This is a genomic window from Salinicola aestuarinus, from assembly GCF_003206645.1.
Taxonomy (GTDB): domain Bacteria; phylum Pseudomonadota; class Gammaproteobacteria; order Pseudomonadales; family Halomonadaceae; genus Salinicola; species Salinicola aestuarinus.
This window is the reverse complement of sequence record NZ_PZJP01000017.1, coordinates 303,290-317,867: the sequence shown is the minus strand read 5'-3', so window position 1 is coordinate 317,867 and position 14,578 is coordinate 303,290. Positions and strand designations below refer to the sequence as shown.

Genomic DNA, 14,578 nt, shown 5'->3' with positions numbered 1-14,578 from the left:
ATTGGATACGAGGACGCGAATCGCCCTAACCAGGAGGACTAACGAAGGCTCTCGCGAAGGGCGATCGGGGGGTGACCGTAATGCCGTCTGAAAGCATGGCTCAATGCGCTCTGGCTGGCGAAACCGGCACGTTCAGCGACCCCGGCCAGATCCAGCTCATTGGCGACGATCAGGCCACGCGCGGTCGACAGACGCTGCCGCAAAACGAACTGATAGGGCGTGAGGCCGGTCTGTTCGCGAAAGCGTGCGCTGAAGTGTGCTTCGCTCAGACAGACAAGCCGAGCCAGATCGGCGACCTGAATCCGGCGATGCAGATGGGCCTGAACGTAACGTTCCAGGCGCGCGATATCCAGCGCGCGAATGCGCCGAGGAGAGCGCATGTCCTGCGGCTGACGCGTGTCGATGCGCGTCTGAAGCGCGCTGAGTAGCGTCGCGACCAAAAGTCCGTTCGGCGTGTGGTGAGGTCGTGTGCTTTCCTGGACCAGAAATTGCAGGTAGTGCGTCAGTGTATCGTCCAGTGAAAAGTAGCCGGGGCGATCGAATAGGCGACGTAGTGGCCGGTGGGCGCCTGTGAGCGACTCCGCCTCATCGTCGAGGTCGATAATCAGCTGACGGTTTTCTCCCAGCCCTTGATAGTAGTGCTCGACGTTTGCCGGCACGAGGCAGCCGGTGAGGGGGGCGATTATGCCGCTTTGCTGGGCGATTTCGAATTCGGCGTACCCCGTCAGCCCGATCACGATCTGATGGTGGTTGTGCTGATGGTGATTCACCGTGGTGTCCAGCGGCGTCTGGCGAATGCTGTCGATCATAAGGGACTCATGATTCACTGCCGAGCAAGCGTCATGCGCGATACTCCCCCGGCGTCAGCGCGGTGTGCGCGGCCAGGTGATCGCGCAGCCCCAGCAGCTCGTCGCGGCCATCGCGGGAGAGGAGAGAGCCACCCTGCGCGACCTGCCAGGGCCTGCCGTATTGTTCCATCAGATGCTGGCAGCGGCGTCGCAGGTTTTCGAGATAGGGGTCGTGGCGAATAGGGTAGCCGATGAGGGTGTGCCACTGGGCTTCGCTGGCGCGATTGGAGAGCACATCGTCGAAGAGGGCCAGTAGATCGCTCGCCTGCGTGCGATAGCGTGGCGTTCGCGACACCATTAGGGCGATCACGGTAAACAGCGTGATGAGTAGGCAGACGGCAAAAACGAGCAGGTAAAGCAGCACGGGCGCTCTCCAACAACGCGGGCGGCAATTCGTGGATGGTAGCACGCGACGCAGTGCCTGCGCAGTCGCCCCGGGGTCTGGCGCGGAGCCAGCGATGACGCCTGAGCGGATCTAGGAAATGAAGTTGGAGGAGGCCGTTGCCGGCTGAGCGTGAAGTACCCCACGGCAAGGCATGAGGCGTCATCGTTGGCGCGCGGTCGGCGTCAGCGTCGAGCGGACAAAAAATCGCCGCGCAAGGAGCGCGGCGAGAACGATCGCTAACAATAAGCTAGGAAGACGACGCGATGACGTTGAATTCCATACCCTCTATGAGTCCAGCAACGGCGATAAGTTCATCGCGATTTCGAAGAGGCTTCGATGCCATCTTCTGCCTCAGCGACGCATAAGGTTCCCAATGCCGGCGAGCGTGTGAATAATGTGGGCTCTGAGTGGCATAGACCAAAGTAGGAGAGGGATGTGGCGGAAGCTGTGGAAACTGAGGTACGCCCCTCTGCGCGCGTCGCCTTGCTGATCGAACTCGCCCTGGCCGTCGGTGGGTTTGCGATCGGTACCGGTGAATTCGCGATCATGGGATTGATGCCGGACGTGGCGCGTGGACTGGGCGTCGGCGAGACGCAGGTCGGACATCTCATCAGTGCCTATGCGCTCGGTGTGGTCGTCGGCGCACCGCTCATCGCCATTTTTGGCTCCTATCTCTATCGACGTCAGCTGCTGCTACTGCTGATGATCTTCTTCGCAGTAGGCAACTTCGCCAGTGCCATCGCGCCCGAGTACTACTCGCTCATGGCCTTCCGGTTCATCTCCGGGCTACCTCATGGCGCCTATTTCGGCGTGGCCGCGCTGGTGGCGGCATCGATGGTGCCACCTCACAAGCGGGCGAAGGCGGTCAGTCGAGTCATGCTGGGGATCACCACGGCAATGCTGGTGGGCAATCCGCTGGCGACCTGGCTGGGTCAGCTACTGGATTGGCGCTACGCCTTCGGGCTGGTCGGCGCGATCGGCATCGCCACGGTCGTCATGGTGGCGCTCTATCTACCGGTGAATCGGCAAGAGGTGCGCTCCAAGCCGCTCACGGAGCTCGCGGCGCTGGGGCGACGACAGGTCTGGTTGACTCTGGGTATTGGCGCTATCGGTTTCGCCGGCATGTTCAGTGTCTTCAGCTATCTCGCGCCGACGTTGATCAACGTGACAGGCATCGCCGAGCACTGGGTACCGTTAGTGCTGGCGGCATTCGGTATCGGGGCGATTGCTGGCAACATCATTGGTGGCTGGCTATTCGACAAGCTTCAGTTCCGCTCGGTTGGCTGGATTCTCGGGTTCAGCGCTTTGATCCTGTTTCTTTTTCCCTTGGCGGCGAACTCGGTATGGAGTGTCGTGCTGTCGGTCATGACGGTGGGTAGCATGGTGGCGCTATCACCGGCCCTTCAGATTCGCTTGATGGATGTGGCGAAGGACGCGCAAACGATGGCTGCGGCTTCCAACCATGCGGCTTTCAACGTTGCCAACGCCCTGGGGCCTTGGCTTGGGGGCATGGCCATTACGGCCGGGTTCGGCTGGACGTCCACAGGCTACGTTGGAACGGCGATGGCACTGGGTGGTTTGCTGATCTACTGGTGGGCGCGCTGGCTGGAACCAAAGGCCAAGAAGTAGTGCCCGTTGAATCGGACTGCCTGAAGGTAGCGTCGCCTGTCTTGCAGGCCGTCCCGGATAGCCAGACAGTCAATTCAAAAGCCAGGCACCCGCCTGGTTTTCAGTGTCAGACGCGACGCCGAGGGCGCTCTCGTCGCAGGCCTACTTGGCGTGATAGGCCAGTGTTGGCGGCGTGATGTCAGCGCTCGAAAGCGGGTGTTGAGACGCTTCGCGTGGGTGGCGTTCGCATTCGACGCTGACAACAGCGCCCAGGGCATCGTGAGTGTCTCATTGACCGGGATCCAATCAGGCTGTCGCAAGCTGGCAGCCTGCGAGCCCGTTCGCGGCATCCTGCTTGAGTGTGGACACATTGCGTGCGCGATCATTTTATCGCTGGGGGAGGGGGCGCTTGCCGGCGGCTCGTAGACTGACGGCCCATAGAGGGGAGTCGTCCACAGTGTCGCCGACAAAGACCGTCAACAGTAGGTCGCCAGCGTCGATAGTGGGTAATGCCGTCGACAGCCGGCTCGCTAGCCAATGACGAAGCGATAATGGCTCAGGTTTGACGGCGCCAGCGCGCCCGTACCTGACCGAGAACGCGAAACGGTGGGTTACGAATGTTCTCGACACTCGCGCCGTCGAGCTGTTCACCACTGACGCGCATGCGTCCGGACGCCAGGCGCTCCAGGTACTGAATGGCCAGACTGCCCTCGCGCTCGATCAGGTAGAGACCGTCCTGCTGGAAGTTCTCGGTGGGAGAGATGGCAGCGAGATCACCTTCGACCAGGAAGTCGAAGACCTCTCCCTCAGCCGGGGTCACCATCTGACTGTTTTCCATCAGGAGCTGAGCGGTAGAAAGCTCTCCGTCACTGCTCTCACCTCGTTCCCAAGGTGCGGGACGATCCGCTTTTAGCGATAGTACCTGGCAACCCGCCTGAGACGGCGTGCCGGCGATCGCGTTCATGGCGTCTTCGTCGAGCAGTTCTCTCAGCGAGCAATCGAGTGCCGAGGTCAAAGAGACCAGTCGCTCATGACCGATCTGCTTGATGGTGCCCGATTCCCAGTAGGAAATGGTGACATCCGAGACGCCGACACGACGCGCCAGCGCAGCTTTGCTCAGTCCCGCTTGCAGCCGAAGCTGTTTGATTCTTGGTCCTAGCCCGTCCATCCGAAAATCTCGCCTGGGTGGGGATGCGAATGCTTACCGATTGGCGATCATAGCGTTTTGAGTCCTAATTATGTTTCGGGTTGCAGGGGCGTTCAGGTTAAAAAGCGAGATCGCGCAGTGAATTAACGAGGCGTGTCAGTTTGCGGCATCGGCAGCCCGATGCCCGACGCGTATAATAGTGGTCGCTCGTTCATCAACGGATAGGAAACATGACTGTACGCACGCGTATCGCGCCATCGCCGACTGGCGATCCTCACGTTGGCACGGCTTACATCGCGCTATTCAACCTCTGCTACGCCCGCCAGCACGGGGGGCAGTTCATCCTGCGGATCGAGGATACCGACCGTCAGCGTTCGACCGATGAATCGGAGCAGATGATTCTCGATTCGCTGCGCTGGCTGGGCCTCGACTGGGACGAAGGCCCCGACGTCGGTGGTCCTCACGGCCCGTATCGTCAGAGTGAACGTGGCGACATCTACGCCGAGCATGCCCAGCAGTTGCTGGACAAGGGGTTCGCCTTCAAGTGCTACCGCACCAGCGAGGAGCTTGAGAGCCTTCGCGAATCGCGTCGCGAAGCGGGCGAGCATCTGGCGCTGAAGCCAAAGGATCTCGCGCTCGACCCAGAGGAGCAGTCGCGGCGCGAGCGCGAGGAGTGGCCCTACGTCGTGCGCATGAAGGTGCCGGATTCCGGCGTCTGTGTTGTCGAGGACATGCTGCGCGGGCAAATAGAAGTCGAGTGGGCACAGATCGATGCGCAGGTTTTGTTGAAATCCGACGGTATGCCGACGTACCACCTGGCGAATGTCGTTGACGATTACCTGATGGGTATCACCGATGTGCTGAGAGGGGAGGAGTGGATCAACTCCGCACCCAAGCACCAGCTGCTATACGAGTACTTTGGCTGGCCCATGCCGCGGCTCTGTCACATGCCGCTATTGCGCAATCCGGACAAGTCCAAGCTTTCCAAGCGCAAGAACCCGACGTCGATCAACTATTACCGGCGCATGGGGTATCTGCCACAGGCGGTCACGAATTATCTGGGCCGAATGGGTTGGTCGATGCCTGATGACCGGGAGAAGTTTACCCTCGAAGAGATGATGTCGAGTTTCGACATCCAGCGCGTCTCGCTCGGCGGACCGGTCTTTGATCTGGAGAAGCTCACCTGGCTAAACGGCGTTTACCTGCGTGAAGATCTCGATGACGCCGCTTTGCTGCAGGCGCTTCGCGATTGGGCGTTCAACGACACCTACGTGTCACAGATCTTGCCCCAGGTTCGCCCGCGTATTTCAACGCTCTCAGAGGCGATACCGCTTGCCGGGCACTTCTTCTCGGGGCTGCCGGCCATTCGGCAAGAGAGCTTTGACGGTATCGCGCTCGAGCGTGAGTCGCTCGTCGAACTATTGCAGTTTCTGACCTGGCGTCTGGAGAGTGTGACCAAGTGGGAAAAGGATGAACTGCTGTCAGTGGTGAAGACCTTGGCCGAGCAGTTAGAGATGAAAATGAAGGGCTTCCTCGCGCCTGTCTTTATTGCCATCACCGGCAGTGCCCATTCGACCTCGGTTCTTGACGCCATGGCGATACTGGGGTCCGACATGACACGTGCGCGTCTCCGTCATGCCATCGAGGTGCTGGGTGGTGCCTCCAAGAAACAGGCCAAACGCCTCGAGAAGCGTTATCGAGACCTCTAAGTGCGCCATTGCCCAGTGTTGATACGTGGCACTGCTGTAAAAAACGGCTAAGACCTTGACGTGTCAGGTGGGTCGGCGTATATTTCGCCCCGTTCTTGGGACGGGGCCTTAGCTCAGCTGGGAGAGCGCGACACTGGCAGTGTCGAGGTCAGCGGTTCGATCCCGCTAGGCTCCACCACAAGAACCGGTGCAATCCGTTCTAATGCGTCCCATTCGTCTAGTGGTCCAGGACACCGCCCTTTCACGGCGGTAACAGGGGTTCGAACCCCCTATGGGACGCCATCTCCGTTATTCCTCTTTATCCCCTTATCCTTCTGCGATTCCGGTTCGAGCGAACCAGCTTTACCCTGCTGGCTTGTTGATAACTTGCTTGAGTCTGCCGTTTTTCGCTTGACACTGTCTTCTGTTTTCCACCACTGAGCGCTGACCTCGTGGGGATGCCCCGTAAGCTGCTGAATTGCCTTGCCCTCAACGCTAATTCTATGTAAATCAACAGCTTATACTTGGTCAAAAAATGTACGATCTGTTGAAAGTCCCGTGATCATGCCGTTTGTGTGACCGATTGGCTAGGTTTTTAACAGGTTTATCCACAGAAAGTGTGGAAATCTTGGCTTGGGTGGTAGAGGCGAAAAAAACCGCCGAGCGATGTCGGCGGTTGGTACTCGTAAAGTCGCTGCGTTGCATCGGCGAGTCAGGTCGTCGGGTAGTCTCGCTTGTCATGGCCGTTGTAAAGTTGGCGTGGGCGGCTGATGCGGTAGCCATTGGCAATCATCTCGTTCCAGTGCGAGATCCACCCCACTGTCCTCGCCATGGCGAAGATCACGGTGAACATGTTGGTGGGAATGCCGATCGCCTTGAGGATGATGCCGGAGTAGAAATCGACGTTCGGGTAGAGCTTGCGTTCGATGAAGTACTCGTCTTCCAGGGCGATCTGCTCCAGACGCTTGGCGATCTGTAGCTGAGCATCATCACCAATGCCGAGTTCGCCGAGGACTTCGTCGCAGGTCTCCTTCATCACTTTGGCGCGCGGGTCGAAGTTGCGGTACACCCGATGACCGAAGCCCATTAGCTTGAACGGGTCGTCCTTGTCCTTGGCTTTGTCGATGAAGCGCTGAATGTTCTCCTCGGAGTCATCGCCGATTTCGTCGAGCATGGCGAGCACCGCCTCGTTGGCGCCACCGTGAGCCGGTCCCCAAAGCGCCGCGATGCCAGCGCTGATGCAAGCGAAGGGGTTGGCGCCTGTCGATCCGGCGAGGCGAACCGTTGACGTCGAGGCATTCTGCTCGTGATCGGCGTGCAGCATGAAAATGCGATCCATCGCCTTGGCGATAACCGGATTTACCTCATAGTTTTCACACGGGTTGCCGAACATCATGTGAAGGAAGTTCTCTGAGTAGCTGAGATCGTTCCGCGGGTACATGAAGGGCTGACCGATATTGTACTTGTGACACATCGCAGCAAGGGTCGGCATCTTGGCGATCAGGCGCACGGCACTGACGTGGCGCTGATCGGCCTGAGTGATGTCGAGATTGTCATGGTAGAAGGCTGCCAGCCCGCCCACGACGCCGCAGAGGATCGCCATGGGGTGAGCGTCACGGCGAAAACCCTTGTAGAAGTTGACGATCTGCTCATGGACCATTGTGTGCCGACCCAGCGTACTCTCGAAATCCTCATACTCTTCGGAGGAGGGGAGTTCGCCAAACATTAGCAGGTAACATAGCTCGACGTAGTTGGAGTTTTTTGCCAGCTGTTCAATGGGGTAGCCGCGATGAAGGAGGACGCCTTCGCCGCCGTCGATGTAGGTGATGCTCGACTCGCAGGAAGCGGTGGCCACGAAGCCGGGGTCGTAGGTGAAAAAGCCTTCGCCGGTGAGGCTGCGTACGTCGATGACATCGGGCCCGACGGTGCTTGGATAGACCGGGAATTCAATCGGCTCGTCGATGCCGTCGATCGAGAGTTTCGCTTTTCTGTCAGCCATTGTGTGGCCTCCTTAACGTGACATAACCCTTTGTCTTGGCTGTGGTGTAGGCACAAAAATAGTTTGCCCACTATAGGTTTCCACCATGCTTTGTCAATTCGTCGCACCCCCTTGACCTGCAGGGAGAGGGGTGGGTGGTAGTGGTTGTTTTCTTCGTCACCGCCCAGCGGTGCGTGACCTGTCCGGATTGTCGACATTGCGGGTCCGTGAGGGAGCATTGTGCTGCCACGGCAATGAATATGAAAGGAGGGGAGGTGGGGTGGGTCTTCTAGGTTAGGGCTGCCGCCATGTCAATGAAGGTGTCCGCCCAGGGCTCGATGGGGCGCTTTGTCGCCGGTAGGTGGCACCGGGTAACGGGTAAGGTAATGGCTAAATAGAGGAGGTACGTCTCGTCTTCTCGGAACCTGGCGTCGCCTGTAGCAGTTTGTCATGCAGCGGCTCAAACCCTATAATCAATGCCCACACGATATGGCATCGTTAGCTCGGCCTGGGCCGCACCGATTCCGATTCTGCGACCGAGATCCTGCTTCTTATAACCACCGCCCAAACGGGCTTGGCCCGTCTTGGGGCAAGAGAGTGTTGAAGAGCCGTGAATAGCAAACGTCCAGTAAACCTCGATCTTTCCTCCATCCACTTTCCACTCCCCGCACTGACTTCCATCGCACACCGTATTACCGGCGTCATTCTCTTCGTCGGCCTCATCTTCGGCTTTTGGGCCCTGGATGCTTCCCTTTCCTCGCCGCAGGGCTTCGACGCCGTCAGTGATGCCCTGGCCCATAATGTCTTGGCGAAGCTTGTTGCTTGGGGCCTGCTATCGGCTCTCGGTTTCCACTTCGTCGCAGGGGTGAAACACCTGCTGATGGATGCCGGCATGGGGGTCGACCTCGAAGGGGGTACACGCAAGGCACAGATCACGGTCGTGATCAGCGCCGTTCTAGTGATTCTGGCGGGAGTCTGGGTATGGTAACCAACATCACGAACCTTGGGCGCAGCGGACTTTCCGACTGGCTCATTCAGCGGGTCTCGGCTGTCGTGCTGGCAGTCTATGCGGTGTTCATGGTCGCTTACCTGTTGTTCCATCCTAATCTGGACTATGTCACCTGGAGTGGCCTCTTTTCCCAGACCTGGATGCGTATCTTCTCGCTGCTGGCCTTCATTTCGATGGCCGCTCACGCCTGGGTCGGTCTCTGGACGGTTTCCACTGACTATCTCAAACACACCGGTGTGCGGTTCGCCTTCCAGGCAGTCGTCATTTTCGCCATTTTCGTCTTTCTGGTGTGGGGCGTCCAAGTCCTCTGGGGAGCCTGATCTATGTCTACCATGCGTAGCTTGAGTTTCGACGCCATCATCGTTGGTGGTGGTGGTTCTGGTCTGCGAGCCGCACTCGAACTGGCCAAGTCGGGTAAGAAGACCGCGGTGCTGTCCAAGGTCTTCCCCACCCGTTCGCACACCGTTTCCGCTCAAGGCGGTATCACCTGTGCGATTGGCTCTGCCGACCCCAACGATGATTGGCGCTGGCACATGTACGACACCGTCAAGGGTGGCGACTACATTGCCGACCAGGATGCCGCAGAGTATCTCTGCTCAGAGGGGCCGAAAGCCGTCTTCGAGCTTGAGCACATGGGGCTTCCGTTCTCGCGCTTCGATAACGGACGTATCTATCAGCGCCCGTTCGGGGGTCAGTCCAAGGACTTCGGTAAGGGTGGTCAGGCGGCGCGGACTTGCGCGGCGGCCGACCGTACCGGCCATGCCCTGCTGCACACGCTCTATCAGAATAACCTTAAGAACAACACCGTCTTCCTTGACGAGTGGTATGCGGTGGATCTGGTGACCAACGCCGACGGCGACGTGGTCGGCTGTATCGCGCTGTGTATCGAGACTGGCGAGATCGCGCATGTGAAGGCGAAGGCCACGGTGCTCGCGACCGGGGGTGCAGGCCGAATCTTTGCCTCGACCACGAATGCCCTGATTAATACCGGTGACGGTATCGGCATGGCGCTGCGTGCGGGTTTCCCGATGCAGGACATGGAGATGTGGCAATTTCATCCCACCGGCATTCACGGCGCCGGGTGTCTGGTCACCGAAGGGTGTCGCGGCGAGGGGGGCTACCTCATCAACAAGGATGGTGAGCGCTTCATGGAGCGTTATGCGCCCAATGCCAAGGACCTCGCCGGCCGTGACGTTGTCGCTCGCGCGATGGTCATGGAAGTGCTCGAGGGTCGCGGCTGTGGCGAGAACGGCGACCACGTGATGCTCAAGCTCGATCACCTCGGGGAAGAGGTGTTGATGAAGCGTCTGCCGGGCATCGTCGAGCTCTCGAAGACCTTTGCGCATGTCGATCCGGTCAAAGAGCCGATCCCGGTGACGCCGACCTGTCACTACATGATGGGCGGCATCCCCACTAACGTGGACGGTCAGGCACTGGCGCAAGATCCCGATGGCAACGATCGAGTCATCAACGGCTTGTTTGCCTGCGGTGAAGCGGCTTGTGTCTCGGTGCACGGCGCCAACCGCCTCGGCGGTAACTCTTTGCTCGATCTCGTCGTGTTTGGTCGTGCTGCCGGCATCCATATCGAGAAGTCGCTCAACGAAGGCGTGGAGTATCTTGAAGCCTCGCAGTCCGACGTCGATCGTGCCATGGCTCGCATGTCGCGCTGGAACGAATCCAACGGGGGTGAGTCGGTCGCCGATCTTCGCGCGGAGCTGCAGAGCACCATGCAGAACGCGTTCGGCGTTTTCCGTCAGGAAGACAACATGCAGGAAGGGGTGAGCAAGCTCGCCGAACTGCGTGAGCGTATCGGCAATGCGCACCTCGGTGACAAGTCCAACGCGTTCAACACGGCCAGGGTCGAGGCGCTCGAACTCGACAATCTGCTCGAAGTCGCCGAAGCGACCGCCATCGCGGCGCTGGAGCGCAAGGAGAGCCGCGGTGCACACTCGCGCTACGATTATCCGGATCGTGACGACGTCAATTGGCTCAAGCACTCGCTCTTCCACCCGACCAACAAGACGGTGACCAAGCGTGAAGTGAATTTCACGCCGAAGACGGTCGATACCTTCGAGCCGAAAATTCGCACCTACTAAGGGGGTTGTCACGCATGTCCAATCTTCAGGTTTCCGTTTACCGCTACAACCCCGAGACCGACTCCGCGCCCTACATGCAGGAGTTCCAGATCGACACCCAAGGGCGCGATCTGATGGTTCTCAACGTCCTGACCATGATCAAGGACCAGGATAGTTCACTCGCCTTTCGGCGCAGCTGTCGCGAAGGGGTCTGTGGCTCCGACGGCATGAACATGAACGGCAAGAACGGTCTGGCCTGCGTCACGGCAGTTTCTGAGGTGATCAAGGACAACAAGCTCGTTCTTCGCCCGCTGCCGGGTCTGCCGGTCATGCGCGACCTCGTCGTCGACATGAACCTGTTCTACAAGCAGTACGAGCGGATGCAGCCTTATCTTCAAAACGATACGGCCGCACCGGCAATCGAGCGTCTGCAGTCGCCGGAAGATCGCGACAAGCTGGACGGCCTCTACGAGTGCATCTTGTGCGCTTGCTGCTCGACCTCCTGCCCGTCGTTCTGGTGGAACCCCGACAAGTTCGTCGGCCCCGCCGGGCTTCTCCAGGCCTATCGCTTTCTCGCGGACACCCGAGACAACGCGACTCAGGAGCGTCTGGCAGAGCTCGAAGATCCGTTCAGCCTTTTCCGCTGCCGAGGCATCATGAACTGCGTGGCGGTCTGTCCCAAGGGGCTCAACCCGACGCGAGCGATCGGCAAGATTCGTGAGATGCTGCTCTCCAACGCGACTTGATCAATGAACAGGCATCTACGACTTAAATCGAAGCGACGAGCTTGGTATCATGCGCAGCAACCAGCTGCGGCAGGATGTCGCAGACGTTGGGTTGGATAGATGTTGGCCGGTGCCTAGTGCACCGGCTTTTAACGATCATGGCGCCGAGGTTTGCGGTGCGATCGTCACACCGTCTCGCGACGGTCCGGAGTGACGCCGATACGCCTCATCGCGGCCGGCGCCGACAACACCCCATCAGTGCAGGGTGAACGAGAGATGCAAGAAGGCATAATGGAGTTGATGTGGCGCACTTCCCACATGAGCGGTGGCAACGCCCATTACGTGGAAGCGCTCTACGAGCAGTACCTTGACGACCCCACCACGGTTCCCGATGAGTGGCGCGAGGCTTTCGATCAGCTGCCTCGCCTGGAAGGTACTCCCTCTCAAGATGTTCCTCTTGGTCCCATTCGGGATCAGTTCTACCAGCTGGCGCAATCGCGTCGCGCACCGGCCACCACCACTTCCGGCAACAGCGAGAACCGCAAGCAGGTCAAGGTTCTTCAGCTGATCAACGCCTACCGGTTTCGCGGTCATCAGCGTGCCGACATCGACCCGCTCGGGCTGCGTCCGTCGGATACGGTTCCTGATCTCGATCTCTCCTTCCACGACCTGACCCAGGCCGATATGGAGACGACGTTCCAGACCGGCTCGCTGTTCATTGGCAAGGATGAGGCGCCGCTCAAGGAGATCGTCGAGGCGCTGAGCCAGACCTACTGCCGGTCCATCGGCTGTGAGTTCATGCACATCGTCAACACGGAAGAGAAGCGCTGGCTCCAGCAGCGCTTCGAATCGGTGCGCTCGAAGCCGAACTACAGCCAGAGCGAGCGCGAGCATTTGCTCGAACGCCTGACCGCAGCCGAAGGACTCGAGAGCTACCTGGCGTCGAAGTACCCCGGCACCAAGCGCTTCGGGCTGGAGGGTGGGGAATCCTTCATCCCGATGATGGACGAGGTGATCCAGCGCGGTGGCAGTTACGGCGTCAAGGAAGTTGTCATCGGGATGGCCCACCGAGGGCGTCTCAACCTGCTGGTGAATATTCTCGGTAAGAGCCCGTCGGAATTGATCGACGAGTTCGATGGCAAGAAACAGATCGAGCGTGGCTCCGGCGACGTCAAGTATCACCAGGGCTTCAGCTCCAACGTCATGACGCCGGGCGGCGAAGTGCATCTGGCACTGGCGTTCAACCCGTCTCACCTCGAAATCGTCTCGCCGGTGGTCGAAGGGTCGGTACGCGCCCGTCAGGATCGTCGTGATGACGAAGACGGTCAGCAGGTATTGCCGATCGTCATTCACGGTGACGCGGCTTTCGCCGGCCAGGGCGTGGTGATGGAAACCTTCCAGATGTCGCAGACCCGCGGTTACAAGACTGGCGGCACGCTGCATGTGGTGATCAACAATCAGGTGGGTTTCACGACCTCGCGCATCGATGATGCCCGGTCCACCGAGTACTGCACCGATATTGCCAAGATGGTTCAGGCGCCGATCTTCCACGTCAATGGAGACGATCCGGAAGCCGTGCTGCACGCCACCCGAGTCGCAGTCGACTATCGCAAGGAGTTCAAGCGGGACGTCGTCATTGACCTGGTCTGCTATCGTCGGCGCGGCCACAACGAGGCCGACGAGCCCTCCGGCACGCAGCCGCTGATGTACTCCAAGATCAAGTCGCACAAGTCGACTCGCACGCTCTACGTCGAGCAGCTGATCAAGGAAGGCTTCCTGACGGAAGAGCAGTCCAAGCAGATGGGCGAGCAGTATCGCGACGATCTGCAGGCGGGCAATCACGTTGCCAACGCGCTGGTGAAGCAGCCCAATACCGGCCTGTTCGTTGACTGGACCCCCTATCTCGGTCACGAGTGGAGCGGCGATACCGATACCAGTATCGATCGCGAACATCTGGTCCAGCTCGCCCAGAAGATGAGCGAGATCCCGAACGGCGTTGATGTTCAGCGCCAGGTGTCGCGCGTCTACGAAGAGCGTCGCAAGATGCTCGCGGGCAACCAGCCGCTTAACTGGGGCTTCGCCGAGACCCTGGCCTACGCCACGCTGCTCGACGCCGATCATCCGGTCCGTCTGACGGGGCAGGACTCCGGCCGCGGAACGTTCTCACACCGTCATGCCGTGGTTCACAACCAGGCAGACGGTTCGACATATGTGCCGCTGCAGCACGTCAAGGAAGGCCAGCCCGAGTTCACGGTGCGTGACTCCTTCCTTTCCGAGGAAGCCGTACTGGCGTTCGAGTATGGCTATGCCACGACGGCCCCGAACTCGCTGATCATCTGGGAAGCCCAGTTCGGCGACTTCTTCAACGGCGCGCAGGTGGTGGTCGATCAGTTCATCTCCTCCGGTGAGTCAAAGTGGGCGCGTCTTTGCGGTCTCACGCTGCTCCTCCCCCACGGCTACGAAGGTCAAGGGCCTGAGCACTCATCGGCGCGCCTCGAGCGTTTCCTTCAGCTATGCGCCGAGCACAACATGCAGGTCTGCGTGCCGACCACGCCGGCGCAGATCTATCACCTGTTGCGCCGTCAGGTCATTCGACCGCTGCGTAAGCCGTTGATCGTGATGTCGCCGAAGAGCCTGCTGCGCCACAAGGATGCGACGTCGACCATGGAAGAGCTGGCCGACGGTCGCTTTCAAATGGTTATCCCTGACGTGGGAGAGCGCGACGCCACGCAGGTCAAGCGCGCCGTACTCTGCTCGGGCAAGGTCTATTACGACCTCGCGACCTATCGTTCCGATAACGAGCGTGACGATACGGCGATCATCCGCGTCGAGCAGCTCTATCCTTTCCCGAAGGAAGAGCTATTCGATGCACTCAAGGCCTTTCCGAACCTGGAACAGGTCGTCTGGTGTCAGGAAGAGCCGCTCAATCAGGGCGCCTGGTATCAGAGCCAGCATCATCTTCGCCTGGTGGCGAGCATGGTGCGCGAAGGATTGGACCACAGCCTCAAGTTCGCTGGTCGTCCGGCATCCGCCGCACCAGCCGCAGGCTATATGTCTGTCCACGTGGCACAACAGAGCCAGCTGGTCGACGACGCCTTCAATGCTTGAAGCGAGT

11 protein-coding genes and 2 tRNA genes are annotated in these 14,578 nt (G+C 59.6%); 9 read left to right on the top strand and 4 right to left on the bottom strand.

Features of this window, described 5'->3' with window-relative positions; genetic code table 11:
• Positions 1 to 38: 38 nt before the first annotated feature.
• On the bottom strand, positions 39 to 809 hold the full coding sequence (locus DOM41_RS16785) for a helix-turn-helix domain-containing protein (RefSeq protein ID WP_110687980.1): 771 nt from the start codon (positions 807 to 809) through the stop codon (positions 39 to 41).
• Positions 810 to 840: 31 nt separating this feature from the next.
• Positions 841 to 1,212: a hypothetical protein gene (locus tag DOM41_RS16780; protein ID WP_110687979.1), complete on the bottom strand. Its 372-nt coding sequence runs from the start codon at positions 1,210 to 1,212 to the stop codon at positions 841 to 843.
• Between the two features lie 456 nt (positions 1,213 to 1,668).
• Between DOM41_RS16780 and DOM41_RS16775 the strand changes: the two genes are divergently transcribed.
• On the top strand, positions 1,669 to 2,862 hold the full coding sequence (locus DOM41_RS16775; protein ID WP_245391891.1) for an MFS transporter: 1,194 nt from the start codon (positions 1,669 to 1,671) through the stop codon (positions 2,860 to 2,862).
• A gap of 535 nt (positions 2,863 to 3,397) precedes the next feature.
• On the opposite strand, the gene DOM41_RS16765 is transcribed toward DOM41_RS16775, so the two are convergent.
• Positions 3,398 to 4,009, bottom strand: a complete 612-nt coding sequence (locus tag DOM41_RS16765; protein ID WP_110687977.1) for a helix-turn-helix domain-containing protein — start codon at positions 4,007 to 4,009, stop codon at positions 3,398 to 3,400.
• A gap of 209 nt (positions 4,010 to 4,218) precedes the next feature.
• Between DOM41_RS16765 and gltX the strand changes: the two genes are divergently transcribed.
• From gltX to DOM41_RS16750, 3 genes are all read left to right on the top strand, one after another.
• Positions 4,219 to 5,697, top strand: a complete 1,479-nt coding sequence (gene gltX, locus DOM41_RS16760) for a glutamate--tRNA ligase (RefSeq protein ID WP_110687976.1) — start codon at positions 4,219 to 4,221, stop codon at positions 5,695 to 5,697.
• Between the two features lie 102 nt (positions 5,698 to 5,799).
• Positions 5,800 to 5,875: transfer RNA gene (locus tag DOM41_RS16755), tRNA-Ala, on the top strand.
• Between the two features lie 28 nt (positions 5,876 to 5,903).
• A tRNA-Glu gene (locus DOM41_RS16750) sits at positions 5,904 to 5,979 on the top strand.
• A 409-nt stretch (positions 5,980 to 6,388) separates the two neighbouring features.
• Here the strand turns inward: DOM41_RS16750 and gltA are convergent.
• Positions 6,389 to 7,675: a citrate synthase gene (gene gltA / locus DOM41_RS16745; RefSeq protein WP_110687975.1), complete on the bottom strand. Its 1,287-nt coding sequence runs from the start codon at positions 7,673 to 7,675 to the stop codon at positions 6,389 to 6,391.
• A 589-nt stretch (positions 7,676 to 8,264) separates the two neighbouring features.
• On the opposite strand from gltA, the gene sdhC reads away from it, so the two are divergent.
• The 5 genes from sdhC (at position 8,265) to DOM41_RS16720 (ending at position 14,571) form a co-directional block, all read left to right on the top strand.
• Positions 8,265 to 8,642: a succinate dehydrogenase, cytochrome b556 subunit gene (gene sdhC, locus DOM41_RS16740; RefSeq protein WP_110687974.1), complete on the top strand. Its 378-nt coding sequence runs from the start codon at positions 8,265 to 8,267 to the stop codon at positions 8,640 to 8,642.
• Positions 8,636 to 8,983, top strand: coding sequence for a succinate dehydrogenase, hydrophobic membrane anchor protein (gene sdhD / locus DOM41_RS16735; RefSeq protein WP_110687973.1), 348 nt, complete (start codon positions 8,636 to 8,638; stop codon positions 8,981 to 8,983). The genes sdhC and sdhD overlap by 7 nt, the downstream gene beginning before the upstream one ends.
• A 3-nt stretch (positions 8,984 to 8,986) precedes the next feature.
• The gene (sdhA, locus tag DOM41_RS16730) at positions 8,987 to 10,759 is read left to right on the top strand and encodes a succinate dehydrogenase flavoprotein subunit (protein WP_110687972.1); all 1,773 of its coding nucleotides are present in this window, start codon (positions 8,987 to 8,989) and stop codon (positions 10,757 to 10,759) included.
• Positions 10,760 to 10,773: 14 nt separating this feature from the next.
• Positions 10,774 to 11,484, top strand: coding sequence for a succinate dehydrogenase iron-sulfur subunit (locus tag DOM41_RS16725; protein ID WP_110687971.1), 711 nt, complete (start codon positions 10,774 to 10,776; stop codon positions 11,482 to 11,484).
• Positions 11,485 to 11,739: 255 nt separating this feature from the next.
• A complete protein-coding gene (locus tag DOM41_RS16720) occupies positions 11,740 to 14,571 on the top strand; it encodes a 2-oxoglutarate dehydrogenase E1 component (RefSeq protein WP_110687970.1) in 2,832 nt (943 codons plus the stop codon).
• The last annotated feature ends 7 nt before the right edge of the window (positions 14,572 to 14,578 follow it).

Bases quoted from the DNA above. Each gene is read 5' to 3' on its own strand.
- DOM41_RS16785 (WP_110687980.1), bottom strand. From the start codon at position 809: ATGATCGACAGCATTCGCCAGACGCCGCTGGACACCACGGTGAATCAC.
- DOM41_RS16765 (WP_110687977.1), bottom strand. From the start codon at position 4,009: ATGGACGGGCTAGGACCAAGAATCAAACAGCTTCGGCTGCAAGCGGGA.
- gltX (WP_110687976.1), top strand. From the start codon at position 4,219: ATGACTGTACGCACGCGTATCGCGCCATCGCCGACTGGCGATCCTCAC.
- gltA (WP_110687975.1), bottom strand. From the start codon at position 7,675: ATGGCTGACAGAAAAGCGAAACTCTCGATCGACGGCATCGACGAGCCG.
- sdhD (WP_110687973.1), top strand. From the start codon at position 8,636: ATGGTAACCAACATCACGAACCTTGGGCGCAGCGGACTTTCCGACTGG.
- sdhA (WP_110687972.1), top strand. From the start codon at position 8,987: ATGTCTACCATGCGTAGCTTGAGTTTCGACGCCATCATCGTTGGTGGT.
- DOM41_RS16725 (WP_110687971.1), top strand. From the start codon at position 10,774: ATGTCCAATCTTCAGGTTTCCGTTTACCGCTACAACCCCGAGACCGAC.
- DOM41_RS16720 (WP_110687970.1), top strand. From the start codon at position 11,740: ATGCAAGAAGGCATAATGGAGTTGATGTGGCGCACTTCCCACATGAGC.